We start from the raw sequence: 22,997 nt of genomic DNA on the forward strand, positions 1-22,997 counted from the left end.
ACCCTCGCCCGGCCCTGCGCGTAGCATGGACCGTGCCAACTGCCTTTCCCTCCTTAGAGGGTAAGAAATCGATAAGATCGGCGCCCGAAAAGCGGGCAGCAATCGGTATGATGCTCAAAATATGAGCACCGATCACAGGATGCTCCGAACGGCTTCGGGCGGACGGCCGATCACGACGCCCTTGTCGGTTTCGACCAGAGGGCGCTCGATCAGCATGGGATTGGCAGCCATCGCAGCCAGGATTGCTTCGTCCTCCGCGCCCGAAAGAACCTTGGCCTCCGCCTCGACCTTGCGCAGACCATCGTGCGGGGACAGTCCGCCCTTGGCATAGAGTCGCGCCAGTTCCTCGGCGTCCAGCGGTGTCTTGAGATATTCGATCACCGTCACATCCGCGCCCGCTTGCTTCAGCAGGGCCAGCGCCTCGCGCGATTTCGAGCAGCGCGGATTGTGGAGGATCGTCGCCTTCATCGCCACTGCTTGTGGCATGGGTGGCGGGCAATGTGGAGGGGTAATCCCGGCCTTTGGGCATATAAAAAGTCCCCTCCCGGATGGGGAGGGGGCCTTAAACCACTCTTTCCTGGTGATGGGGAAGAAAGGGGGCTCAAGCGTCCTGCTTGGCCAGCCATTCCTCCAGCCACTTGATCGTATAGTCGCCGGTCTGGAATTCGGGATCGTCCAGCAGCGACTGATGGAGCGGAATGGTGGTCTTCATTCCCTCGATCACGAATTCGTTCAGCGCGCGGCGCAGACGGCGCAACGCGCCTTCGCGGGTCGTGCCGTACACGATCAGCTTGGCGATCATGCTGTCGTAATAGGGCGGGACCTTGTAGCCCTGATACAGCCCGCTATCGACGCGGACATGCATGCCGCCCGGCGCATGATACATCTTCACCGTGCCCGGCGAGGGGGCGAAGGTGCGCGGATCTTCCGCGTTGATGCGGCATTCGATGGCGTGGCCGCGGAACTGCACGTCTTCCTGGCGCAGGGTCAGCGGATGGCCCTCGGCGACACGAATCTGTTCTCGGACCAGGTCCAGCCCGGTGATCATCTCCGTCACGGGATGTTCGACCTGAAGGCGGGTGTTCATTTCGATGAAATAGAACTCGCCGTCTTCCCACAGAAATTCGATCGTGCCCGCCCCGCGATAGCCCATATCGGCCATCGCCTTGGCGACCACACCGCCCATGCGCGAACGCTCCTCGGCCGTGATGATCGGCGAGGGGGCTTCCTCCAGCACCTTCTGGTGGCGGCGCTGCAGCGAGCAGTCGCGCTCGCCGAGATGGATCGCGTTGCCGTTGCCGTCGCCGAACACCTGGAATTCGATATGCCGGGGGTTGCCCAGATATTTTTCCATGTAGACGGTCGAATCGCCGAACGCGGCCTTCGCCTCCGAGCCCGCCTGCTGCATCAGCGTTTCGAGCTGATCTTCGGAGGGCACGACCTTCATGCCGCGACCGCCGCCGCCGCTGGCCGCCTTGATCAGCACGGGATAGCCGATCTCCGCTGCGAGCGCCTTGGCTTCCTCGACATCCGAGATCGCGCCGTCCGAGCCGGGCACCAGCGGCAGGCCGAGCGCACCCGCCGTCCGCTTGGCTTCGACCTTGTCGCCCATGATCCGGATATGTTCGGGCTTGGGGCCGACGAAGATCAGGCCATGCGCCTCGACGATCTCGGCGAACTTGGCGTTCTCCGAGAGGAAGCCATAGCCCGGGTGGATCGCGTCCGCGCCCGAAATCTCGGCGGCCGAGATGATGTTCGGGATGTTGAGATAGCTGTCCGTCGCGGAGGGCGGGCCGATGCACACCGCCTGGTCGGCGAGGCGCACATGCATGGCATCGGCGTCGGCCGTGGAGTGCACGGCGACGGTCTCGATCCCCATTTCGTGACAGGCGCGGTGGATGCGAAGCGCAATCTCACCGCGATTGGCGATCAGGAGTTTCTTGATCTGCGCCAAGGCGGCTTACTCGACGACGACCAGGGGCTGGTCGAACTCGACCGGCTGGCCGTTCTCGACCAGCACGGCGGTGACGGTGCCCGCCTGGTTCGCGGTGATCGGGTTCATCACCTTCATGGCTTCCACGATCAATAGCGTGTCACCGGCGGCGACCTTCTGGCCGACGGCGGCGAAGGGCTTGGCGCCGGGTTCCGCCGACAGATAGACGGTGCCGACCATCGGCGACTTCACCGCATTGGCCGAGACGGCCGGCGGGGCGGCTTCCGCCGGAGCAGCAGCGGCCACCGGGGCAGCCGCCGCCGGAGCGGGCGCGGCGGCGACGGGCGCGGGCGCATAGGCGACCTGCGCGGCGGGAGCCGCCTTGCGTGCGACGCGGATCTTGCGGTCGCCATGCTCGACCTCGATCTCGGTCAGGGCGGTGGCGTCGAGCAGCTCGGCGAGCTGACGGACGAGGTCGACATCGACCTTCATCGCTTGTTCAGTCTTTTCGGTCATGGGCAGCGCTCCTGTCAGAACCGGGCCGCGGCTTCAAGCGCGAGCAGATAGGATTGCGCGCCAAAACCCGCGATTGTGCCTTTTGCGGCACGCCCGATGAAGCTCTCATGACGGAATGGCTCCCGTGCATGAGGGTTGGATAGGTGAACCTCGATCACCGGGGTCGTCACCGACTTGATCGCATCATGGATCGCGATCGACGTATGGGTGAAGCCCCCGGCATTGAGCAGCACGGCCTTGGCCTCATAGGCCTGGGCCTCGTGCAGCCAGTCGATCAGATGGCCTTCATGGTTGGACTGGCGCATGTCGATCGCCAGGTCGAGCTCGCGCGCCCGATCCTCCAGCAGTCCCGCAATATCGTCCAGCGTGTCATGGCCATAGATATGCGGCTCGCGCAGGCCGAGCAGGTTCAGGTTCGGCCCGTTGAGGACATAGACGGTCGCGGACATCCGCACTCCCATGGTTGCGGCTCGGGGTGGCCGGGCCTAGATCGAAGGCCTTCCTTAACCGCATGCCCTATCCCACGTCGAGCGGGCAGCGACTTGCATGGTAAGTGACACTGATATGCCCCATACCGACGGAACCGTGACGATCACCGTGAATGGCGAGCACAAGCGCGTCGCCGCCGGCCTGTCGCTCGCCGATCTGGCGAGCCAGTTGGGGCTGGTGCCCGAAAAGGTGGCGGTGGAGCGCAATCTGGAGGTGGTGCCGCGCTCGACGCTGGCGCAGGTCGAGGTCGAGGATGGCGACGAGATCGAGATCGTCCACTTTGTCGGCGGCGGAGACCATGGCGCGGCCATCGATGACGACTCATGGGAAGTCGCGGGGCAGCGTTTCCGCTCACGCCTGATCGTCGGGACTGGCAAATACAAGGACTTCGCGCAGAACGCAGCTGCGGTCGAGGCGGCGGGGGCCGAGATCGTCACCGTCGCGGTCCGCCGGGTCAACGTGTCGGACCGCAACGCGCCGATGCTGACCGACTATATCGATCCGAAGAAGATCACCTATCTGCCCAACACGGCGGGCTGCTTCACCGCCGAGGATGCGATCCGCACGCTGCGTCTGGCGCGCGAGGCGGGTGGCTGGGAGCTGGTCAAGCTGGAGGTGCTGGGCGAGGCCCGGACGCTCTATCCTGACATGGTCGAGACGCTGCGCGCCACCGAGATCCTGGCCAAGGAAGGCTTCAAGCCCATGGTCTATTGCGTCGACGACCCCATCGCGGCCAAGCGGCTGGAGGATGTGGGCGCGGTCGCGATCATGCCGCTGGGCGCGCCGATCGGGTCGGGGCTGGGCATCCAGAACAAGGTGACGATCCGCCTGATCGTCGAGGGGGCAAAGGTCCCCGTGCTGGTCGATGCAGGCGTGGGCACCGCGTCCGAGGCGACGGTGGCGATGGAGCTGGGCTGCGACGGCGTGCTGATGAACACCGCGATCGCGGAGGCCAAGGACCCGGTGCTGATGGCGCGCGCGATGCGGGCCGGGGTGGAGGCAGGGCGCATGGCGTATCGTGCGGGACGCATGGGAATGCGGCGCTATGCCGACCCGTCGAGTCCGCTGGCCGGCCTTATCTGACGTTAATTTCAGGGAACTTGCCGCGTAACGAAGTGTTTTGTCTCCGAGTGTTCAACGGGATCGATCGATCCCCAGTAAATGGAGGCCGCGATGGGTGAGCTCACCGACAAGATCAAGGGCAACGTCAACGAACTGGTTGGCAAGGCCAAGGAAGCGATCGGCGATCACAATCACGACGCCGACCTGAAGGCAGAAGGCGAAGCCCAGCAGCTTAAGGGCAAGGGCCAGGAAATGAAGGGTTCGGTGAAGGGCGCTCTTGGCGACAACATCTGAACCTGCTAACAGTTTCTGACTAAAGCGATCAGCAACGAACTCGCCGCTCCGGTTATACCGGGGCGGCTTTCTTTTTTTGTGCAGCCAATAATTGTTGGTAAATCGATTGCATGATAGCGTTATCTTAAGTTTCAAAGTCTTGCAGGTCTCCAATCGTTCTTTGCTGTGTACGATTGCAGAGCAGCAGATGAGGGCTCGAAACTCCTGTTTCCGAGCCGTCCAAGTCAGCGTTGCGCGATCCGGGGGAGGGTCATGGCGGGCGTAATGACTTCGATGTCGGTTTTCAGATGGAGCAGCCGCACACCGGTTTCTGCCATGGCGCGAAGCAGGGCAGGGACGAAATCCTCGGTTCGGGTCACCGTTTCGCTCCAGCACCCATAGGCACGCGCCAGCGCCGCGAAGTCGGGATTGGCCAGCGTCGTTGCCGCCACCCGACCGGGATATTCGCGTTCCTGGTGCATTCGGATCGTGCCATAGCCGCTATTGTCGACGACGATCACCAGCATCGATACGCCATGCTGCACGGCGGTCGCCAGCTCCTGGCCGTTCATCAGGAAACACCCGTCGCCCGCCAGCGCGACGACGGTTCGCCCGGGATGGCGCAGCGCGGCGGCGGTGGCGGCGGGCACGCCATATCCCATCGCGCCACAGGTCGGGGCAAGCTGGCACCCCGGCTCATACCGCCAATAACGATGCCACCAGCCGGAGTAATTGCCGGCGCCATTGCAGATGATCGAGTCGGCGGGCAGCGCCTTTCGCATCGCGGCGACGCATTGGCCCAGGTCCAAGGTGACGCCGTCCCGCGCGGCCGGGTCGGACCAGGCCAGATAGTCGGCATGGGCTTCCGCGCCGGAGGGATGAGGCGTGCCCGCCTCGCTCGCCTGCAATTCGAGCAGGCCGACCGCCCGGTGAATGTCGCAGCATAAGGCGAGATCGGTGCGGTAGACGCTGTGCAGTTCCTCCGGGTCCGGGTGGATATGGACCAGCGTCTGTCCCGGATGATCGGGCGTAATGATGGCATAGCCATCGGTGGTCGCCTCCCCCAGACGCGCGCCCAGCCCGATCAACAGGTCGGCCTCTCGCACCCGCTTCACGAGGGCCGGGTTGGGGCCATAGCCCAGATTGCCCGCATAGACCGGGCAGGTGGCCGACACCGCATCCTGACGCCGAAACGCCGCGACCAACGGCACGCCCGCCGCTTCGCCCCATTGCTCAACCAGCGCGACCGTTTCGCTGTTCCAATACGCGCCGCCGATGATGGCGACGGGGCGCTGCGCCTTGGCGATCAGGTCGTGCACCGCGAGCACATCCTCGATCATCACGTCCTGCGACGGCCGTTCGATCCGGGGGCGGGGTGTAGCCTGTACCGGATCGCACAGCATGTCCTCGGGCAGCGCGAGGACGACCGGCCCCGGCCGCCCGTTCATCGCGGTGGCATAGGCACGGGCGACATATTCCGGAATGCGCGCGGCATCGTCGATACGAGCCGCCCATTTGGCGAGCGGCGCGAAAATCGCCTGAAAATCCACCTCCTGAAAGGCTTCGCGGTCGCGTGTGCCTCGGTCGACATCGCCGATGAACAGGATCATCGGCTGCGAATCCTGTCGCGCGACATGCACGCCGATCGCCGCGTTGGTCGCACCCGGTCCGCGCGTGACGAAGGCGACGCCCGGCCGCCCGGTCAGCGTCCCGTCGGCGCAGGCCATGAAGGTCACGCCGCCTTCCTGCCGACACGTGATGAGGTCGATGGTGGGCGTGTCGTGCAGCGCGTCGAGCACCGCCAGGAAGCTCTCGCCCGGCACGGTGAAGATACGTTCGCACCCCTGTTCGAGAAGCGCATCGACAAGCAGGCGTCCGCCGGTTCTGGTGGTCATGGGGCAAGCCTAGACCCGCTTCTTTCCAAAGCGCAAACGCTGGCCCCGCGCAAAGCGCAAATGCTGGCCCAGGCAAAGCGCAAGCGCTGGGTTGACCCGGCTCCACGCCTCCGCCTAACGCAACGGCAACCCTAGGGAGGACGCCCATGCAGAAGCTTTATCCCGACGCCGCCGCCGCGCTCGACGGCCTGCTCCATGACGGCATGACGATCTGCGCAGGGGGCTTTGGCCTGTGCGGTATCCCCGAACGGCTGATCGATGCGATCGAGGCGGCGGGGGCCAAGGACCTGACCATCGCCAGCAACAATGCCGGGATCGACGGCGTGGGGTTGGGCAAGCTGCTCCGCTCGCACCAGGTGAAGAAAATGATCTCCTCCTATGTCGGCGAGAATAAGGAGTTTGAGCGGCAATATCTAAGCGGCGAGCTGGAGGTCGAGTTCTGCCCGCAGGGCACTTTGGCGGAACGCTGCCGGGCGGGGGGCGCGGGCATCCCCGGTTTCTATACGAAGACCGGTGTCGGCACCAAGGTGGCCGAGGGCAAGGAAGTGAAGAGCTTCGACGGAGAGGACTATATCCTCGAGCGTGGCATTCGTGCCGACCTGTCGATCATCAAGGGGTGGAAGGCCGACGAGGCCGGGAACCTGATCTTTCGCAAGACCGCGCGCAACTTCAACCAGCCCATGGCGACCGCCGGACGCATCTGCGTCGCCGAGGTGGAGGAGGTGGTGCCGGTCGGCAGCCTCGATCCCGACCAGATCCATCTGCCCGGCATCTATGTGAAGCGGATGATCGTCGGTGCGCCGTACGAGAAGAAGATCGAGTTCCGCACGGTGCGCGAGCGGGCTTCGGCATGAGGAGGGCCCGTTTCGGCGCGGGCTTCGCCACGCTCGCGGCTGCCCTGACCCTGTCGGGTTGTGTCGTGGCGGTCGGCAACAACAGCCCGGCTTCACCACCCGTTGCCGCCGTCAATCCGAAGCTGGCGGGCATGCAGTATCTCTATGGCTCGGCGGAGGCGGACGCGATCTCGCGCCAGGCGTGGAACGCGCTCGTCACCTATGCGGCCGACCGGGTGCGTCGTCCGCCACGCGACAGCGTCGTATTGGAGCAAGGCGCGACGCCCGATAATCCACGCTTCGCATCCTGCGCGAGCAAGCGCCCGGCGGCGGTGTTCGACGTGGACGAAACCGTGCTGCTCAACCTCGGCTTCGAGCAGGACGATCTGACGGGCCGCGCCGACCGCGCCTTCGCAGGCCGCTGGCGCTCATGGGAGCAGGGCGATGGCCATGCGGTCTTGCCCGTGCCCGGTGCGGCGGCGGCGATCGCCGATCTGCGCACCATGGGCGTGACGGTCATTTTCAACACCAATCGCGACGATGCCGCCGGCGCGGCGCGGGCGATCGAGGCGGCGGGGCTGGGCCCGGCGGTCCATGGCGACACGCTGTTCGTCCGCACCGACACGAACACCGGCGATGGCAAGGATGCGCGTCGTTGGCGGATCGCCGAGCGCTATTGCGTCATCGCGATGGGCGGGGATCAGCTTGGCGATTTCAGCGACCTGTTCAACGTGCCCGGCACGGTTTCCCAACGTCGCGCCCTTGCCGATGGCCCGCGTGTCGCGGCGCTTTGGGGGCGCGGCTGGTTCGTCTTCCCGAACCCCGTCTATGGCAAGGCGCTGAAGGGCACCCCCGACGACATTTTTCCCGCCGACCGGCGGTGGCATCCGACAGGAGAGCAGTGACGATGGCCTGGACTCGTGACGAGATGGCCGCGCGTGCGGCCAAGGAACTGAAGGACGGCTTCTACGTCAATCTGGGCATCGGCATTCCGACCCTGGTGGCCAACCATATCCCGCAAGGGGTTGAGGTCACGCTGCAATCCGAAAACGGGATGCTGGGCATCGGGCCTTTCCCCTATGAGGACGAAGTCGATCCCGACCTGATCAACGCGGGCAAGCAGACGATCAGCGAACTACCGCACTCGGTCTATTTCTCCTCCGCCGACAGCTTCGCGATGATCCGGGGCGGGCATATCGACCTGACCGTGCTGGGTGCGATGGAGGTGTCCGAAGGCGGCGACATCGCCAACTGGATGATCCCCGGCAAGATGATCAAGGGCATGGGCGGCGCGATGGATCTGGTCGCGGGCGTCAAGAAGATCATCGTCGTCATGGAGCATAACGCCAAGGACGGCAGCCCCAAGTTCATTCCCGAATGCACGCTGCCGCTGACCGGGCGCAATGTGGTGGACATGATCGTCACCGATCTGGCGGTGTTCCAGCGCCCGGATCACGACAGCCCCTTCCGCCTGATCGAGTGCGCCCCCGGCGTGACGGCGGACGAGATCGCCGCCAAGACCACGGCCAGCTTCGAGCGCTGACACCATGGCCTATACCCTCATCACCGCGAACCGGAACTATTCGAGCTGGTCGCTGCGCCCCTGGCTGCTGATGAAGGCGCTGGGGATCGGCTCTGCCGACCGGATCGAACCGTTCGCCGCGACGGAGAATTACGAAGCGTTCCGCGCCTTTTCGCCGACCGGACAGGTGCCGGTGCTGCTGGATGGGGAGCGGGTGATATGGGATTCGCTGGGTATCGCGCTCTATTTGGCCGAGCGGCATCCGGGCGTCTGGCCGGAGGATGACGCCGCGCGCGCCTGGGCGATGTGCGCGGTGACGGAAATGCATGGCGGCTTCGCCGCGCTCAGGGCGGAACGGACGATGAATGTCGGGGTGCGGGTCGATGCCCGGCCCGCCTCCCCACGCCTGGAACGCGACGTGGCGCGGCTTGCCGAGCTATGGGGCGAGGGGCTGACGCGGTTCGGTGGGCCTTGGTTGGCGGGAGAGGTGTTTTCGGCGGTCGATGCCTTTTATGCCCCGGTCGCCTTTCGCGTGCGGACCTATGGCATCGACGTCGGCGCAGCGGGCGCGGCTTGGGTCGAGACGCTGCTGGCGCATCCTGCGGTTCGCGACTGGGAAGCGCAGGCCCTGGCGGAGACGTGGCGGGAGGAAGGCCATGAAGCGGAGTTGTTGGAATGTGGCAGCGTGCGCGAGGATTTCCGCGCCACGCCCTGAGCGCAGTCGAGGGTTCAGCGAGTCCTTATAACCGCGCCGTCTCCGGCATCACCAGCCGGTAGAGCACCAGCCCGCCGCCTGCGATCGCCGCGAGCAGCCAGAAGGCGGCGTGATAGCCCGCTCCGACGATCATCACTCCGGCCAGCGAGGTGCTGAGCGCGCCGCCGATCCCCTGGATCGTGGTCACCGCGCCCTGTGCGACATTGAACCGTCCGGAACCGCGCATGATCGCCGCGACGATCACCGGACCCAACGCTCCCAATATCCCCGCGCCCACGCCGTCGAGCAACTGGATGGCCAGCAACCAGCCGGGCGCGTCCGACAGGGTATAGAGCAAGCCACGCGCCGCCAGCACGGCAAACGCGACCAGCATGATGGGTCGGTGCCCCCAGTCCTCTGCCTTTCGTCCGACGATCATCGCCATCGGCACCATGACGAGTTGCGCCCCGACGATGCAGGCGGAGGTCAGCGAGGTTGCCTTGTCCCCGCCTACCTCACGCGCCAGCAACTGCCCCACCGATGGAAGCATCGCGGCGTTGGAGAGGTGGAACAGAAATCCCGTCACGGCGAACCAGGCCAGTGTCGGCGCGCCCTTCAAGGTCTGCCACAGGGAAGGGGGATCGCAATCCTCCTGCTCCTCTTCCTCTTCGGTACAGCCGCGCGCCATGGCATGATTGATCCGATTGGCATCGAGTGACAGGGTCGCGCCGATACTCAGCGCCGCCAGTCCCGCCATCAGCCAGAAGACCACCACGGGGCCAAATTTCCAGGCGAGCAGACCCGCCAGCGCGGCGGACACGGCGTTCCCGGCATGGTTGAACGCCTCGTTCCGCCCGATCCGCGCGGTGAAGGCCTTGGGCCCGACGATACCCAGCGAGATGGCGGCGATCCCCGGCGCGAAGACCGAGGCCGCGACGGCGGCCAGCGACTGGCCGGCGGCCACCGCCCAGAATCCGTCGACGAACGGTAGCGACAGGGACGCCAGCGTCACCGCGACCGCCGCGGCAACCAGCACCGCACGCTTGGCATGGACCCGGTCGATCAGCGCACCGGCAGGGGCATTGGCGATCAGCCCCGCGATCCCGGCGATGGTCATGACGACCCCCGCGCTTGCTTCGTTCCAGCCATGGCTCGGCCCGCGCACCGCGACCAGATAGATGGCGAGATACGGGCCCAGGCCGTCGCGGACATCGGCCAGGAAGAAGTTCATGGCATCCAGCGCGGGCAGGCGCTCGCGCCGCGCAAGGGGAGGCCGGTGCGGCGCGGCATTGGCCATGATGTCATACACCTGGGTTAAGGAAGAGGGACCGCCGGAACGCGGGATTCCGCCCACGGGTTCATGACAAATTCGACATCCGAAGCGCGACAACGAAATAACATTGCGTCCGGCCTTTGCCTCGCGCATGTTTTCGGATAACAGCGCCCCCATCATGGCCCAACGACCCCAGACTCTGTACGAGAAGATCTGGGCCGCCCACGTTGTCGAACGGCGGCCCGATGGCACCTGTCTCATCTATATCGACCGTCACCTCGTCCATGAGGTGACGAGCCCACAGGCTTTCGAAGGGCTTAGGGTCGCAGGACGCAAGGTACGGCGTCCCGAACTGACGCTCGCGGTCCCTGACCATAATCTGCCGACCACGCCGCGTGTCGGCGCGGATGGCCGGTTGCTGCCCATTGCCGACCCGGAAAGCGCACAGCAGTTGGAGGCGCTCCGCCGCAACACCGCCGAGTTCGGCATCGACTATATCGATGCGACGGCGGCGGCGCAGGGCATCGTCCATGTCGTCGGCCCCGAACAGGGCTTCACCCTGCCGGGCACGACGCTGGTCTGCGGGGACAGCCATACCTCCGCGCATGGCGCGCTGGGTGCGCTGGCCTTTGGCATCGGCACGTCGGAGGTCGAGCATGTGCTGGCGACCCAGACGCTGCTGCTTTCGCCGTCCAAGACGATGGAGGTCCGCGTCGACGGCACGCTGGGTTACGGCGTTTCGGCCAAGGACGTGGTGCTGGCGATCATCGGCAAGATCGGCGCGGCGGGCGGGACCGGCCATGTCATCGAGTTCACGGGCAGCGTGATCCGCGACCTGTCGGTCGAGGGACGCCTGACCATCGCCAACATGTCGATCGAGGGCGGCGCACGCGCCGGTCTGATCGCGCCCGACGAGACGACCTTCGCATATCTGAAGGGGCGTCCCATGGCGCCGCAGGGCGCGGAATGGGACAAGGCGGTGGCCTGGTGGCGGACGCTGCCCAGCGATCCGGGCGCGGTCTACGACAAGGTCGTGACGCTCGACGCCGCCGATATCGCACCCAACCTGACCTGGGGCACCAGCCCGGAGGATGTGGTGCCGATCACCGGCATCGTCCCCGATCCCGACAGCTTCGCCGATCCGTCCAAGCGCGAAGCGGCGCGCAAGTCGCTGGACTATATGGGTCTGGCGCCGGGCACCGCGATGCGGGACGTGGCGATCCAGCATGTCTTCATCGGCAGTTGCACCAACAGCCGGATCGAAGACCTCCGCGCCGCCGCCGCCGTGGCGCGCGATCGCAAGGTGGCCGATGGCGTCCGCGCGCTCGTCGTTCCCGGCTCGGGCCTGGTCAAGCGCCAGGCCGAGGCGGAGGGGCTGGACCGCGTCTTCGTGCAGGCGGGCTTCGAATGGCGCGAGCCGGGCTGTTCCATGTGCCTGGCCATGAACCCGGACAAGGTGCCTGCCGGCGAGCGTTGTGCCTCGACCTCCAACCGCAATTTCGTCGGGCGGCAGGGACCGGGCGCCCGCACCCATCTGCTTTCTCCCGCCATGGCGGCCGCGGCGGCGGTGACCGGGCGCCTTTCCGATGTTAGAGAGTTGATGCATCACGATTATGATCGTGAAGGCGTTTGATCGGCAAGGCAGGGGAGACATTCTATGAAGCACGTATTGGTCATGCTCGTCACCGGCGCGGTTCTGTGCGGCGCCGCCGCCTATGCCGCAGGCATCGCATCGCGCCCCGCCACGGCGGAGCAGCGCCGCTGACGCGGACGCTTTGAAGACAGGATAATCGCATGAATCCGGTTACGACCGTTTCCGGCACCGCCTATCCCTGGGGTGCCAAGAATATCGACACCGACGTCATCATTCCGGCGCATTGGTTGAAGACCATCACGCGCGCCGGGCTGGGACGCGGCGCGTTCGAAACGGTGCGGGCGCAGCCGAGCAATATCTTCGACGATCCCGCCTATGCGGGCGCACCGATCCTGATCGCGGGCGATAATTTCGGCTGCGGATCCAGTCGCGAGCATGCCGCATGGGCGCTGGCCGATATGGGCATACAGGCGGTGATCGCACCGAGCTTTTCGGACATCTTCTCGGGCAACGCCTTCAAGAATGGCATCGTGCCCGTGGTTCTGCCGCAGGAGGCGGTGGACCGGTTGCTGGATGTGGCCAAGGACCAACCGATCACGGTCGACCTGGAAACGATGAGCGTGACCACGCCGTTCCAGGATCGGTTTGCGTTCGAACTCGACCCTTTTCGTCGCGAGTGCCTGATGAACGGGCTCGACGAGGTGGGGCTGACCCTAGCCCGCGACGAAGCGATCGGTGCGTTCGAAGGACAGATGGCGACGGGCCGTCCGTGGATCGAGGGTCGCGCACGGCTTTCGGCGGACGCTGCCCAAGGCGCTTGAGCGGGGCTCGATAGCCCGTGCGCGTGGCCGTTGCGGCGTCCCGTTAAGACGCAGCGATCACCATCGCCGCGATGACGGCCCAGATCGCCAGCGATCCGATGATGCCATTGATGATGCCGATCATCGGGCCGCCATCATGGGGCGCGGGAAAGGTGTTGGGCATGGCTCTCTCCTAACCGGGAGACGAGGTCTTCACGGCTGTCGGGGCCGGGCGCTTCGTCTCGTTTTGCTAGTGATTACAATACGATCAGGGTGCTGCCCTGGTTCCCGTCGTTGCAGCTTCGTAACGACAATTGACCTGCTGTCTCGATGCCGCGCGGAGCATCGGTTGCGCGGGGCGGCGGTGCGCCCTATCTCGGGCGCATGATTATATTGCCCTTGGCGGGCAGGGGGATGGCGGATCGATGGACAGTTTTGACGAACGCAGGCGAGGGTATGAGGCCAAGTTCGTGGCGGATCAGGATATGATGTTCCGCATCACGGCGCGGCGCAACCGACTGGTCGCGCAATGGGCCGCCGAGCGCATGAAGCTGACCCCCGCCGAAACCGATGCCTATGCCAAGGCGGTCGTCCAGGCCGATTTCGAGGAAGCCGGTGACGAGGACGTGATCCGAAAGCTGCTGGGTGACCTGACCGCTGCCGGGATCGATGTGGACGAGGCCGAGGTCCGCCGCGCGCTGGACGAGCAACTGGTCGAGGCGCGCCGCCAACTGATGGAGAGCCGCTGACCATGCCGATGGCTGCCGACGATATTGCCGCGATGATCCGTGCCGCCATTCCCGATGCCCAGGTCGACATTACCGATCTGGCCGGCGACGGGGATCATTATGCCGCGCATGTGACCGCCGCCAGTTTCGCGGGCATGAGCCGGGTGGCCCGCACCCGTGCCGTCTATGCCGCGCTGGGCGGGCGCATGGGGGGCGAACTCCATGCGCTGCAACTGACGACCGCCGTGCCTGCCGGGGCTGACCCCGCGGCGCCGACCATTTCCTGAGGACGAATGATATGACCGACGATACGAATGCGCGCATCGATGCGCTGGTGAAGGACAATGCGGTCCTGCTGTTCATGAAGGGCACCCCGCTTTTCCCGCAATGCGGTTTTTCCAGCCGTGCGGTCGCGATCCTGAACCATCTGGACGTGCCGTTCGAAAGCGTTGACGTGCTGCAGGATCAGGGCATCCGCCAGGGGATCAAGGCCTATTCGGACTGGCCGACCATTCCGCAGCTTTATGTGAAGGGCGAATTCGTCGGTGGATCGGACATCATGATGGAGATGTACGAAAGCGGCGAACTGACCGAACTGGTCCAGGATGTGAAGACCGCATGATGCGATAGGGCCGGGTTTCGATCCGGCCCTTTCTTTTTGCGGTCGCGACACGATCGTCGCCTATTGACTACGCCTGTAATCGTAGTAGGATTACGTCTGTAGTCATGAGGAGGCGAGTCGATGGCCGAGCGTATCAGCGATGCCGAGCATGCGGTGATGGAGGTGCTTTGGGACGAAGCGCCGCTGACCGCGCAGGACGTGGCGGAGCGGGTCGATCCCGAACGCGGTTGGAGCACCAACACGGTCAAGACCCTGCTTGGCCGGTTGCTCTCCAAGGAAGCCATCGCGCATGAGGAACAGGGGCGGCGCTACCTCTATCGCCCGCTGGTCGCGCGCGACGATTATGTCGTCGGCGAATCGCGCCGTCTGATCGACCGGCTGTTCGGTGGGCGTCTGACTCCGCTGGTTGCGCATCTGGCAGAGCGTGACGAACTGACCGCGCAGGATATTTCCGAGATCGAGGCGCTGCTCAAGGAGCTGAAGGCGTGAGCGGCGAGGCCCTGGGCTGGATGGTGGAGGCGATGGTCGCCTCGACCCTCCTCATGGTGCTGGTCCTGCTGGCCCGCCGCCATGTCCGCGCCGCCTTTGGCCCGCAGATCGCCTATGCGCTCTGGGCGCTGCCGCTGCTCCGCCTGCTATTGCCGCGTATGCCGCATCAGGTCGCCGAACAGGCGACCCCGCCGCTGTCGGCGATGGGCGAGACGCTGAATACCTATGTCGTCCTGCCCGTGACGACCCAGCTCCCCGAACCCATCGCCGGGGCGAGCCTTTGGCCCAGCCTAGGGCAGGGGGTTGCGCTGTTCTGGATCGTCGGGGCCGCCGGTTTCCTGGCGTTCCAGTTGCTGCGGCACTGGCGGTTCCGCACGCGGTTGCTCGCCACGGCCGAGCCGCTGGAGGCCGTGGACGGCGTGCGCGTGGTCGCCAGCGACGGTGCACCAGGACCGCTCGCCTTCGGCATCTGGCATCGTTACGTCGCCTTTCCCCGCGACTTCGCGGAACGCTACGATGCCGATGAGCGCGACCTGGCGCTGGCGCATGAGCTGGGCCACCATGCCCGAGGCGACCTGATCGCCAATTGGATCGCGCTGGGCGTGCTGGCGCTGCACTGGTTCAACCCGGTGGCGTGGCGGGCCTTCCATGCCTTTCGCAGCGACCAGGAACTGGCGAACGACGCCCGCGTCCTGAAAGGGCGCAGCCGGGCCGACCGGCATGTCTATGCCTGCGCCATCGTCAAGGCCGCGCATGGCCGTGCCCTGTCGGGTGCATGCCATCTCCACACCATCGATGATCTGAAAGGGAGGCTGAAGATGTTGACCACTTCTCCGAAATCGCGTCGTCAGCTGGCGCTGGGCGGGGCGACGGTGTCGCTGCTGGTGCTGGGAGGTCTGGGGGCGACCGCATCGGGTACTCCGGCGGCGGCGGCATTGACCAAGAAGGTCGAACGCACGATCGGCGTAGACCTGACTACGCTGGCCGCGCCCGAGCAGATCGAAGCGCCGGAAACGCGTGAGACGCTCGAAGCGCCGGAGGTTCCCGAAACCGTCGCCGCCGTTGCGCCAGCCGCTCCGGTCGCTCTCCGTGCGCAAGCCGCATCGCCAGCCATGGCGGAAGCCCCCGCCGTACCGGCGGTCCCGGCCAAGCCGCATGCCTATGTCATTCGCAGCACAGGTTCGAAGACGTTGCGTATGGTCATGCCCGATGGCGACGAGAAGGTGATGACGGTGCATATCCCCGACATCCGTTCGCAGAAGTGCGGCGTCGGGGGCAGCGATAGCCGAACCAGCTTCACGACCAGCGGATCCAATGGCGGCACGGTCACGATCATCTGTACCGACCGGATCGAGGCGTCGGCCAAGGCTGCTTCCTTCTCGGTCCAGATGGCGCAGCGGATGGTGCGTGGCAATGTGGCCATGGCGTTGGCGAACATCGATATGGCGCGTCGGAATATCGAGCAGAACCGCACCCTGTCCGACGAAGCGCGCACCGAGGCGCTGGCCGGACTGAACAAGGCGATGACGGAACTGAAGGCCCAAATGGCCACGTCCGAGCGCGACTGATCGAACCCTTTACCCCAACTCGACCCCCGTACCCGTCAGCGGTACGGGGGTTGCCCTTTGTCCGCGGCTTGCCCACATGATTGATGATGGCTGAGCATCCGACCGGCATTCCGATCCTGCTTGAGCCGCTGGTCTCCCGCGTGCTCGCTCCCAATCCCTCGCCCTTCACCCATACAGGGACGCAGACCCATATCGTCGGCGACCGAGACGTGGCGGTGATCGATCCGGGGCCCGACGATCCCGTCCATCTCGATGCACTGCTCCGCGTGATCGCCGGGCGAAGGGTGGCGGCGATCGTCATCACCCATCATCACCGCGACCATAGCCCGGCCAGCCGTCCGCTGGCGCGGGCGACCGGTGCGCCGATCGTCGGGGCCGCTCCCTTCGCACCCGACTATGAGAACGGGCGCTCCGATGCGGCATTCGATCGCGACTATGCCCCCGACCTGATCCTGGCCGAGGGGGAGGGCGTTAACGGTGATGGCTGGACGCTGACTGCGCTGGCGACGCCGGGGCATACCTCCAACCATCTGGCCTTCGCGTTGCCCGAGACCAAGGCGCTTTTTTCCGGCGATCACGTCATGGGCTGGTCGACCAGCATCGTCTCGCCGCCCGACGGCGATATGGGCGACTATATGGCCAGTCTAGAAAAGCTGATGGAGCGCGACGATCGCATCTATTACCCTGGGCATGGCGAAGCGGTGGAGAATCCGCAGCGGCTGGTGCGCGGGATGCTGGGCCATCGCAAGCAGCGGGAGGGCCAGATATTGCGGTTGCTGGCGAGCGGCGAGGGGATGGCCGTCGCGGCGATGACCGCGCGAATGTATGTCGGATTGAACCCCAAATTGCTTCCGGCAGCGGAACGATCGGTCCTGGCGCATCTTTACGACCTGCGATCGCGCGGGCTGGTCCGCGAGGAAGGAGTATCATGGACGAGCACGGCGTAACTCCACCGACCATGGCGGCGCGATCGCGCGGCGGCGTCGGCCTGTTCCTGACCAAGGTCGCGGGTGCGCTGATCCTGCTGGTCCTGGCGGGCCTGATCGCGGTGTGGGGCGTGCAGCGTTATGTGGCCGACCGGCTGACCCCCGATCCCACGACGATCGCTCGTGCGAGCCTGGATGGGCTTCGCGAGCAGAACCGGCTTTCCGCCTTTGCCGCGCGCTATGTCGCGGTCGTCACCTCGCGCCAGTCGCAGCTCGGCTTTTCGACCGAGCGGACGCTGATCATGCCGGGCATGGTTCGCTACGAGGTCGATCTGGGCAAGCTGCGGCAACAGGATGTCCGCTGGGACGCCGGGACACGGACGCTTGCGGTCACGCTGCCCCCGGTGGAGATCGACGGGCCACAGGTCGATCTGTCGGCCATCCGCGAATATGGATCGGGCGGGGTGCTGACCACCTTTACCGATGCCGAACAGCGGCTGGACGCGGCCAATCGGACCGCCGGGCAGGTGGAGTTGATGCGCCAGGCGCGCGCGCCCTCGCCGATGAAACTGGCCCGCGACGCAACCCGGCGCGCGGTGGAGCGCAGCTTCGCCATGCCGCTCCGCGCCGCCGGAGTGGACGCGACCGTCAAGGTCCGCTTTTCCGACGAGCCGTCCAATGACGAACACTGGGACACCAGCCGGTCGATCCAGGAGGTTCTGGGCAACGCCGGATAATGTCGATGATTGTCGGCGCATCGCCTTGCGCCTAGGGGAGGTATCATGACCATCCAGACGAATCTGACGGGCCTCGACTTGCGCGCCGAGATCGATCGCCTCCGCAAGGAGCGCAACGCCGTCATCCTCGCTCATTATTACCAGAAGCCCGAGATTCAGGACCTCGCCGATTTCGTCGGCGACAGCCTGGACCTCAGCCGCAAGGCGCAGGCGACCGATGCGGACGTGATCGCGTTTTGCGGCGTGCGCTTCATGGCGGAGACGGCCAAGATCCTGTCGCCCGACAAGATCGTCGTGCTGCCCGACATGGCCGCCGGATGCAGCCTGGAGGATAGCTGCCCGCCCGAGCAGTTCGCCGAGTTCCGCGCGCAGCACCCCGACCATATCGCGCTGACCTATATCAACTGCTCGACCGAGGTGAAGGCGCTGTCCGACATCATCGTGACCTCGTCTTCGGCAGAGCAGATCCTGGCGCAGATCGATCCAGGCCAGAAGATCATCTTCGGACCCGACCGCAATCTGGGCGGCTATCTGGCGCGCAAGACGGGCCGTGACATGCTGCTGTGGCCGGGCGTGTGCATCGTGCACGAGGCGTTCAGCGAGACCGAGTTGCTCAAGCTGCGCGCCGAGCATCCCGATGCACCGATCGCCGCGCACCCCGAATGCCCGGCGGTGATCCTGGACCATGCCGATTATGTCGGATCGACGCGCGGCATCCTCGAGTTCGCGCAAAGCATTTCCGGTGACACGCTGATCGTCGCGACCGAACCGCACATCATCCACCAGATGCAAAAGGCGATGCCGGGCAAGACCTTCATCGGCGCCCCCGGCGCGGACGGCAACTGCAACTGCAACATCTGCCCCTATATGGCGCTCAACACGATGGAGAAGCTGTATCTGGCGCTCCGTGACCTGACCCCGCGGGTCGAGATCGAGGAAGGGCTGCGGCTTCAGGCGAAGAAGAGCCTGGATGCGATGCTGACGCTGGCCAGCGCTTCGGTCGGGCAGGGTGATCTGGGCCCGGTCCGCGCGGGATGATCGCCCCTTTCCACCTCGAGGGCTTTGATCTGGAGGCGTTCGTCACCGCAACGCTGGCGGAGGATTTGGGGCCGGGCGGCGATATCACCTCCGCTGCCGTGATCCCGGCCGATGCCCGCTTCGTCGGGACCATGGCCAGCCGGGATGCGATCACCGTCGCGGGCTTGCCCATTGCCGAAGCATTCTTCCGGCGGCTCGACCCCGATGTCACGATCGAACTTCTGGTCGAGGACGGTGCGGCGGTGCCAGCGGGCACGGCCTTGATGCGGCTTTCGGGGAGCGCCCGCGCGATGCTGACCGCCGAACGCTCGGCGCTGAACACCGTGCAGCATCTGTCGGGCATCGCAACCATGACGGCGGCCTATGTCGCGGCGATGGCGGGAAGCGGCGCGACGCTGCTCGACACGCGCAAGACGATCCCCGGCCTTCGCCTGATCGAGAAATATGCCACCCGCATGGGCGGTGCGCAGAACCATCGCTTGGGTCTGTGGGATGCGGCGATGATCAAGGACAATCACGTCGCGGTCGCGGGCGGCATCGGGCCTGCGGTCGCGGCAGCCAAGGCGGCGGGGATCGCGCGGATCATCGTCGAGGTCGATGAACTCGACCAGATCGAACCGGCGCTCGCGGCGGGTGCGACCCATCTGCTGCTCGACAATATGGGGCCGGACAGACTGGCCGAGGGCGTGCGGATCGTCGATGGTCGCGTCCCGACCGAGGCGTCGGGCGGCGTCCGCCTCGATACGATCCGCGCGCTGGCCGAAACCGGGGTCACCTATGTCAGTGTCGGCCGCTTGACCCAGTCGGCCCCGGCGGCGGATATCGGGCTGGATTTCGCGACCGCCTGAGACTGGCGGGTGGGAAAAGGGGAATGGGTGTGCGACCGAAATCGGTGATACTGGGCGAGCGATTGTCGTTCCTCGCCATCCTGTTGCTGCTGGTCCTGGCGGTGCTCGGCTGGTCCGATACGGTGGCGCAGGTCGGGATGGCGATCGCGGTGATCGCCAATGGGCTGTTGATCGGCCTGTTTCTGCTGGCGACGTGGCTCGTCACGCGGATGGCGAGCCGGGGCGGCTTGGTGTTTCTGATCGTCCTGACCGTGCTCAACCTGCTCGGTTTCCTCAATCAGGTGTCCGAAGGCGTCCTGGCCCAGGGGCTATTCGGCGTGCTGACCACGATACAGGCGGCGGCTTCGCTCGTTGCCGTCGTGATGCTGATGCGGCCCAATGCCATGGCCTGGTATCGAACGATGGCGGAGGTGGAAGCATGAAGAAGACCTTGATCGCGCTGGCGATGCTGACTGCGCCCCAGCTGGCGGGGGCGCAGACGCTGCAATGCGCCGCGCCATCGGGTGCGCAGAGCATTCGCCCCGATCTCGCGACCGACAGCCAGCCGATGCGTGTCCTGCCCATCGGCGGCTATACGCTGGCGATTACCTGGAGCCCGCAATATTGCCGCGATCCCAAGGGGGACAGCCGCTTCCAGTGCGGATCGGGCAACCGCTTCGGCTTTACCCTTCATGGCTTGTGGCCTGACGGCGAGGGCAAGGAGTGGCCGCAATATTGCCGCTCGACCGCGATCCTCCCGCAGGCGGTGGTCCGCCGCCATATCTGCGCCACGCCTTCGGCGCAGTTGATGCAGCATGAATGGGCCAAGCACGGCACCTGCATGGCGGGATATAGCCCGTCACGGTATTTTCGGCAGTCCAATGCGCTGTATTACCGGCTGCGCTTCCCCGACATGAATGCGCTGTCGCGGCGGGGCTCTCTGACGGCGGGCGATCTGGCGGCGGCGGTCGCGGCGGCGAACCGCGGAATGACGGCGGACATGATGCGCGTCACCGCCACGCGCGATGGCTGGCTCGACGAAATCTGGATCTGCCTGAACAAGGCATTCCGCTACAGCCGCTGCCCGGTGCACCAGGGTGGGCTGTCCCCCAATGCGCCGATCAAGATCTGGCGCGGCGGTCGCTGATCCCCTTATCCCTCCACCGTCACGGTGGAGGGGTGATGCTTGTCGAGATGCTTGCGGATGATCCGCAAGTTGCGCGTGTTGGAACGGAACAGCACATCCGCCGCGTCACCGACGAGCGGCACGAAGCCCAGCACCGCATCGAACCCGACATTGCCCATCATCCGCAGCATCTGGAACTTCGACAGGCCCAGGTTGCGCGCCTCCCAGATGATATAGCTGCCCAGCGCGGCGGCGGCGATGTCACCAACGACGGGGACCAGCCCCAACATCACGTCCAGCCCGACCGGGCGATTGATCCCGGGGATCCGAACGACGCGTTCGAGCAGCTTTTCCATCGCCTCGATCCGGCGACGGCTGGCGGCGATTCCCTTGTCGAGGGTAAGCGCGTCGAAGGCGATCGGGTCGATACGGGATGCGTTGGCCATGACTGTCAGTTGGGGGCACCCCGGAGATGGTTCAATGGATGCCATGCCCGGATATTGGGCTGATATTGCCGCAGCCGGTTGGTGACGAGCGACCAGCGCAAGGGGCGGGCCAGCGGAATGAACGGCGTATCGGCATTCAACGCCGCATCGGCCAGCGCGATGGCGCGGCTCCGTTCTGCTAGGGTCGGGGCGAGCCGTGCTCGCTCGATCGCGGCCTGTGCCGCTTCGCCGCACGGCGCGCAGGCGGTGGCCAGATACCAGCGCGCGCTGTCGAAGGCGGCGACCGCATCGATCAGGCGCAGATCGGCCTGGGCATCATCAGCCACCCGTTGCGGCGTGATCCCGATCCTTCGCAAGGTCGCGCCGATCTGCCCATATAGCAGATTGGCACCGGGGCCTTGGGGGAGCGCGATACGAAGGCTGACCGGCCGCCCCCAAGCCGCCACCCGAGCCCGAGCCGAAGCCCGCCGCTCGTCCAGCGTCAAAAGCGCCCAGCCCGGAATCTGCGGCGGTCCATCCGAATCCAGTGCATCGGGCAGAAGGCGATCGGTGGCCTCCCAATTGGGCGCCACGGCCGCGAGCAGGCTCGCCCGGTCGAAGGCCGAGGACAGGGCCTGGCGATTGGCGGGCTCGCCCAGAAATCCGTCGCGACTGGCGATCGCAAGCCCAAATAGTCCGGCGGCGGGATCGACGCGAACGGCGGTGGGGTTGATCTGAACCGCGTCCAGGAAAGGCCAGTCGGTAAACCGCCCGCCCAGCATCAGGTCCGATCGGCCCTTGGCAAAGCGCAAGATCGCCCGAGCGGGGCTTTCGGCGATCAGGCGGACATCGTCCTCGGGCGCCGGGGTCGCATCGTCATCGGGCTCGACACGCCTTGGATCGGGTATGGGACGGAGCAGGGGCGGGGGACCCGCGCGTACGATATGAAACGGGCCCGTGCCATGGCGGGATCGGTCGATGATCGCCATTTCGGGCTGGGCGAACAGCTTGAGGAGATCGGGACGGGGGCGCGAGAGCCGAACCTCGATCACTTGCGGCGTCATCACCACAATCTCGTCGATCGCGGTCAGAAAGGGGGTCAGCAGGTTGCCCGAGCGCGGCGACGCCAGGCGGCGCAGGATCGCCACGACCTGATCGGCGGTAACGGGGCTGCCGTCATTCCACTTGGCCTCACGCAACCGGAAGATGAAGCTGCCACCGTCATCGATGACGATCCAGCGCTCGGCCAGCCCCGGTTCGATCTGTCCATTGGCATCGAAGCGCACCAAGCCCTGCGCCAACGAGTCGCGCAGCAGGCGATGCGCGGTGTCGCCCTCGGTCGATGCCAATGGGCCATGGCCCGGTCCGGCATCCTGTCGCTGAACCGCACTGACGACGACGGCACCCGTATCGGCATGGCGGTCACAGGCACTGACGGCCAGCAGGGCGGCACCCAAAGCCATGGTGCGGACGGCGGGACTCGAACCCGCACTCCATAGGAAGCCGATTTTAAGTCGATGCTGGGCACTTGCCCTGAAGTGCCCTTTTCGACCTAGATTCATGCTCTTAGCGCTCTTCCGTGGTGAATGTGGGTGACCGGGAATACCCGCTTTTACCCCCATTTTCC

27 protein-coding genes are annotated in these 22,997 nt (G+C 65.7%); 19 read left to right on the forward strand and 8 right to left on the reverse strand.

Translation table 11 applies throughout. The features are described 5' to 3' along the window. Positions 1-132: 132 nt before the first annotated feature. From ACWPWT_RS13485 to aroQ, 4 genes are all read right to left on the reverse strand, one after another. Positions 133-468, reverse strand: a complete 336-nt coding sequence (locus tag ACWPWT_RS13485; RefSeq protein WP_454280102.1) for an arsenate reductase family protein — start codon at positions 466-468, stop codon at positions 133-135. A 133-nt stretch (positions 469-601) separates the two neighbouring features. Next, positions 602-1,954: an acetyl-CoA carboxylase biotin carboxylase subunit gene (accC, locus tag ACWPWT_RS13490; protein ID WP_261270054.1), complete on the reverse strand. Its 1,353-nt coding sequence runs from the start codon at positions 1,952-1,954 to the stop codon at positions 602-604. 6 nt (positions 1,955-1,960) lie between these two features. Continuing rightward, positions 1,961-2,449 (reverse strand): acetyl-CoA carboxylase biotin carboxyl carrier protein, encoded by a 489-nt coding sequence (gene accB / locus ACWPWT_RS13495; protein WP_454280103.1) that lies wholly within the window; start codon positions 2,447-2,449, stop codon positions 1,961-1,963. A gap of 14 nt (positions 2,450-2,463) precedes the next feature. Beyond that, positions 2,464-2,898 carry a type II 3-dehydroquinate dehydratase gene (aroQ, locus tag ACWPWT_RS13500; protein WP_454280104.1) on the reverse strand — a complete coding sequence of 145 codons (435 nt, stop codon included), beginning with the start codon at positions 2,896-2,898 and terminating at the stop codon, positions 2,464-2,466. Positions 2,899-3,013: 115 nt separating this feature from the next. On the opposite strand from aroQ, the gene thiS reads away from it, so the two are divergent. Both thiS and ACWPWT_RS13510 read left to right on the forward strand, forming a co-directional pair. Then, positions 3,014-4,021, forward strand: coding sequence for a sulfur carrier protein ThiS (thiS, locus tag ACWPWT_RS13505; RefSeq protein WP_454280105.1), 1,008 nt, complete (start codon positions 3,014-3,016; stop codon positions 4,019-4,021). A 90-nt stretch (positions 4,022-4,111) separates the two neighbouring features. Further along, positions 4,112-4,294, forward strand: a complete 183-nt coding sequence (locus ACWPWT_RS13510; protein ID WP_261270051.1) for a CsbD family protein — start codon at positions 4,112-4,114, stop codon at positions 4,292-4,294. A 224-nt stretch (positions 4,295-4,518) separates the two neighbouring features. Here the strand turns inward: ACWPWT_RS13510 and ACWPWT_RS13515 are convergent, their stop codons facing one another. Continuing rightward, complete coding sequence (locus ACWPWT_RS13515) at positions 4,519-6,168, reverse strand: thiamine pyrophosphate-binding protein (protein WP_454280106.1); 1,650 nt, start codon at positions 6,166-6,168, stop codon at positions 4,519-4,521. 146 nt (positions 6,169-6,314) lie between these two features. Here ACWPWT_RS13515 and ACWPWT_RS13520 point away from each other — a divergent pair, with 146 nt between their 5' ends. From ACWPWT_RS13520 to ACWPWT_RS13535, 4 genes are read left to right on the forward strand one after another with little or no spacing between them, the layout of a single operon-like run. Next, entirely contained in the window at positions 6,315-7,022 is a 708-nt protein-coding gene (locus tag ACWPWT_RS13520) for a CoA transferase subunit A (RefSeq protein ID WP_454280107.1), read from the forward strand. Then, a complete protein-coding gene (locus ACWPWT_RS13525) occupies positions 7,019-7,906 on the forward strand; it encodes an HAD family acid phosphatase (RefSeq protein WP_454280108.1) in 888 nt (295 codons plus the stop codon). The genes ACWPWT_RS13520 and ACWPWT_RS13525 overlap by 4 nt, the downstream gene beginning before the upstream one ends. A gap of 2 nt (positions 7,907-7,908) precedes the next feature. Then, complete coding sequence (locus ACWPWT_RS13530; protein ID WP_261270047.1) at positions 7,909-8,544, forward strand: CoA transferase subunit B; 636 nt, start codon at positions 7,909-7,911, stop codon at positions 8,542-8,544. Positions 8,545-8,548: 4 nt separating this feature from the next. Then, positions 8,549-9,238 carry a glutathione S-transferase family protein gene (locus tag ACWPWT_RS13535; protein WP_454280109.1) on the forward strand — a complete coding sequence of 230 codons (690 nt, stop codon included), beginning with the start codon at positions 8,549-8,551 and terminating at the stop codon, positions 9,236-9,238. Between the two features lie 25 nt (positions 9,239-9,263). On the opposite strand, the gene ACWPWT_RS13540 is transcribed toward ACWPWT_RS13535, so the two are convergent. After that, positions 9,264-10,514, reverse strand: a complete 1,251-nt coding sequence (locus ACWPWT_RS13540; RefSeq protein WP_454280110.1) for an MFS transporter — start codon at positions 10,512-10,514, stop codon at positions 9,264-9,266. Between the two features lie 154 nt (positions 10,515-10,668). Between ACWPWT_RS13540 and leuC the strand changes: the two genes are divergently transcribed. The 13 genes from leuC to ACWPWT_RS13605 all read left to right on the forward strand — a co-directional run bounded on the left by leuC (position 10,669) and on the right by ACWPWT_RS13605 (position 20,966). Further along, a complete protein-coding gene (gene leuC / locus ACWPWT_RS13545; protein ID WP_454280111.1) occupies positions 10,669-12,123 on the forward strand; it encodes a 3-isopropylmalate dehydratase large subunit in 1,455 nt (484 codons plus the stop codon). 161 nt (positions 12,124-12,284) lie between these two features. After that, positions 12,285-12,905, forward strand: a complete 621-nt coding sequence (gene leuD / locus ACWPWT_RS13550; RefSeq protein ID WP_454280112.1) for a 3-isopropylmalate dehydratase small subunit — start codon at positions 12,285-12,287, stop codon at positions 12,903-12,905. A 404-nt stretch (positions 12,906-13,309) separates the two neighbouring features. Then, positions 13,310-13,633, forward strand: coding sequence for a DUF1476 domain-containing protein (locus ACWPWT_RS13555; protein ID WP_261270042.1), 324 nt, complete (start codon positions 13,310-13,312; stop codon positions 13,631-13,633). A 2-nt stretch (positions 13,634-13,635) separates the two neighbouring features. Beyond that, on the forward strand, positions 13,636-13,899 hold the full coding sequence (locus tag ACWPWT_RS13560) for a BolA/IbaG family iron-sulfur metabolism protein (protein ID WP_454280113.1): 264 nt from the start codon (positions 13,636-13,638) through the stop codon (positions 13,897-13,899). Positions 13,900-13,910: 11 nt separating this feature from the next. Beyond that, a complete protein-coding gene (gene grxD, locus ACWPWT_RS13565) occupies positions 13,911-14,234 on the forward strand; it encodes a Grx4 family monothiol glutaredoxin (protein ID WP_454280114.1) in 324 nt (107 codons plus the stop codon). 120 nt (positions 14,235-14,354) lie between these two features. Beyond that, positions 14,355-14,723, forward strand: a complete 369-nt coding sequence (locus tag ACWPWT_RS13570; RefSeq protein ID WP_261270040.1) for a BlaI/MecI/CopY family transcriptional regulator — start codon at positions 14,355-14,357, stop codon at positions 14,721-14,723. Next, positions 14,720-16,291 carry a M56 family metallopeptidase gene (locus tag ACWPWT_RS13575; protein WP_454280115.1) on the forward strand — a complete coding sequence of 524 codons (1,572 nt, stop codon included), beginning with the start codon at positions 14,720-14,722 and terminating at the stop codon, positions 16,289-16,291. The genes ACWPWT_RS13570 and ACWPWT_RS13575 overlap by 4 nt, the downstream gene beginning before the upstream one ends. 86 nt (positions 16,292-16,377) lie before the next feature. Next, positions 16,378-17,238, forward strand: a complete 861-nt coding sequence (locus tag ACWPWT_RS13580; protein ID WP_454280116.1) for an MBL fold metallo-hydrolase — start codon at positions 16,378-16,380, stop codon at positions 17,236-17,238. Next, positions 17,220-17,954: a DUF4230 domain-containing protein gene (locus ACWPWT_RS13585; protein ID WP_454280117.1), complete on the forward strand. Its 735-nt coding sequence runs from the start codon at positions 17,220-17,222 to the stop codon at positions 17,952-17,954. Before ACWPWT_RS13580 ends, ACWPWT_RS13585 begins: the two co-directional genes overlap by 19 nt. A gap of 45 nt (positions 17,955-17,999) precedes the next feature. Next, on the forward strand, positions 18,000-18,992 hold the full coding sequence (nadA, locus tag ACWPWT_RS13590) for a quinolinate synthase NadA (RefSeq protein WP_261270036.1): 993 nt from the start codon (positions 18,000-18,002) through the stop codon (positions 18,990-18,992). Further along, positions 18,989-19,840: a carboxylating nicotinate-nucleotide diphosphorylase gene (nadC, locus tag ACWPWT_RS13595; RefSeq protein ID WP_454280118.1), complete on the forward strand. Its 852-nt coding sequence runs from the start codon at positions 18,989-18,991 to the stop codon at positions 19,838-19,840. The genes nadA and nadC overlap by 4 nt, the downstream gene beginning before the upstream one ends. Positions 19,841-19,869: 29 nt before the next feature. Further along, positions 19,870-20,262 carry a hypothetical protein gene (locus ACWPWT_RS13600; RefSeq protein WP_454280119.1) on the forward strand — a complete coding sequence of 131 codons (393 nt, stop codon included), beginning with the start codon at positions 19,870-19,872 and terminating at the stop codon, positions 20,260-20,262. After that, on the forward strand, positions 20,259-20,966 hold the full coding sequence (locus ACWPWT_RS13605) for a ribonuclease T2 family protein (RefSeq protein ID WP_454280120.1): 708 nt from the start codon (positions 20,259-20,261) through the stop codon (positions 20,964-20,966). The genes ACWPWT_RS13600 and ACWPWT_RS13605 overlap by 4 nt, the downstream gene beginning before the upstream one ends. Positions 20,967-20,971: 5 nt before the next feature. Here the strand turns inward: ACWPWT_RS13605 and ACWPWT_RS13610 are convergent, their stop codons facing one another. Together ACWPWT_RS13610 and ACWPWT_RS13615 are read right to left on the reverse strand one after the other, a co-directional pair. Beyond that, positions 20,972-21,391 carry a DUF4112 domain-containing protein gene (locus ACWPWT_RS13610; RefSeq protein ID WP_454280121.1) on the reverse strand — a complete coding sequence of 140 codons (420 nt, stop codon included), beginning with the start codon at positions 21,389-21,391 and terminating at the stop codon, positions 20,972-20,974. A 5-nt stretch (positions 21,392-21,396) separates the two neighbouring features. Next, positions 21,397-22,833 (reverse strand): ABC transporter substrate-binding protein, encoded by a 1,437-nt coding sequence (locus ACWPWT_RS13615; protein ID WP_454280122.1) that lies wholly within the window; start codon positions 22,831-22,833, stop codon positions 21,397-21,399. Between the last annotated feature and the right edge of the window lie 164 nt (positions 22,834-22,997).

The sequence above is a fragment of the Sphingomonas sp. Marseille-Q8236 genome (assembly GCF_965112005.1).

Coding starts and splice junctions, on each gene's coding strand:
- ACWPWT_RS13510 (WP_261270051.1), top strand. CDS start 4,112: ATGGGTGAGCTCACCGACAAGATCAAGGGCAACGTCAACGAACTGGTT.
- ACWPWT_RS13540 (WP_454280110.1), bottom strand. CDS start 10,514: ATGGCCAATGCCGCGCCGCACCGGCCTCCCCTTGCGCGGCGCGAGCGC.
- ACWPWT_RS13485 (WP_454280102.1), bottom strand. CDS start 468: ATGAAGGCGACGATCCTCCACAATCCGCGCTGCTCGAAATCGCGCGAG.
- ACWPWT_RS13520 (WP_454280107.1), top strand. CDS start 6,315: ATGCAGAAGCTTTATCCCGACGCCGCCGCCGCGCTCGACGGCCTGCTC.
- ACWPWT_RS13610 (WP_454280121.1), bottom strand. CDS start 21,391: ATGGCCAACGCATCCCGTATCGACCCGATCGCCTTCGACGCGCTTACC.
- ACWPWT_RS13570 (WP_261270040.1), top strand. CDS start 14,355: ATGGCCGAGCGTATCAGCGATGCCGAGCATGCGGTGATGGAGGTGCTT.
- aroQ (WP_454280104.1), bottom strand. CDS start 2,898: ATGTCCGCGACCGTCTATGTCCTCAACGGGCCGAACCTGAACCTGCTC.
- ACWPWT_RS13615 (WP_454280122.1), bottom strand. CDS start 22,833: ATGGCTTTGGGTGCCGCCCTGCTGGCCGTCAGTGCCTGTGACCGCCAT.
- grxD (WP_454280114.1), top strand. CDS start 13,911: ATGACCGACGATACGAATGCGCGCATCGATGCGCTGGTGAAGGACAAT.
- ACWPWT_RS13525 (WP_454280108.1), top strand. CDS start 7,019: ATGAGGAGGGCCCGTTTCGGCGCGGGCTTCGCCACGCTCGCGGCTGCC.
- ACWPWT_RS13530 (WP_261270047.1), top strand. CDS start 7,909: ATGGCCTGGACTCGTGACGAGATGGCCGCGCGTGCGGCCAAGGAACTG.
- ACWPWT_RS13555 (WP_261270042.1), top strand. CDS start 13,310: ATGGACAGTTTTGACGAACGCAGGCGAGGGTATGAGGCCAAGTTCGTG.
- ACWPWT_RS13605 (WP_454280120.1), top strand. CDS start 20,259: ATGAAGAAGACCTTGATCGCGCTGGCGATGCTGACTGCGCCCCAGCTG.
- nadC (WP_454280118.1), top strand. CDS start 18,989: ATGATCGCCCCTTTCCACCTCGAGGGCTTTGATCTGGAGGCGTTCGTC.
- leuC (WP_454280111.1), top strand. CDS start 10,669: ATGGCCCAACGACCCCAGACTCTGTACGAGAAGATCTGGGCCGCCCAC.
- ACWPWT_RS13515 (WP_454280106.1), bottom strand. CDS start 6,168: ATGACCACCAGAACCGGCGGACGCCTGCTTGTCGATGCGCTTCTCGAA.
- ACWPWT_RS13535 (WP_454280109.1), top strand. CDS start 8,549: ATGGCCTATACCCTCATCACCGCGAACCGGAACTATTCGAGCTGGTCG.
- nadA (WP_261270036.1), top strand. CDS start 18,000: ATGACCATCCAGACGAATCTGACGGGCCTCGACTTGCGCGCCGAGATC.
- leuD (WP_454280112.1), top strand. CDS start 12,285: ATGAATCCGGTTACGACCGTTTCCGGCACCGCCTATCCCTGGGGTGCC.
- ACWPWT_RS13580 (WP_454280116.1), top strand. CDS start 16,378: ATGGCTGAGCATCCGACCGGCATTCCGATCCTGCTTGAGCCGCTGGTC.
- ACWPWT_RS13560 (WP_454280113.1), top strand. CDS start 13,636: ATGCCGATGGCTGCCGACGATATTGCCGCGATGATCCGTGCCGCCATT.
- thiS (WP_454280105.1), top strand. CDS start 3,014: ATGCCCCATACCGACGGAACCGTGACGATCACCGTGAATGGCGAGCAC.
- ACWPWT_RS13585 (WP_454280117.1), top strand. CDS start 17,220: ATGGACGAGCACGGCGTAACTCCACCGACCATGGCGGCGCGATCGCGC.
- accB (WP_454280103.1), bottom strand. CDS start 2,449: ATGACCGAAAAGACTGAACAAGCGATGAAGGTCGATGTCGACCTCGTC.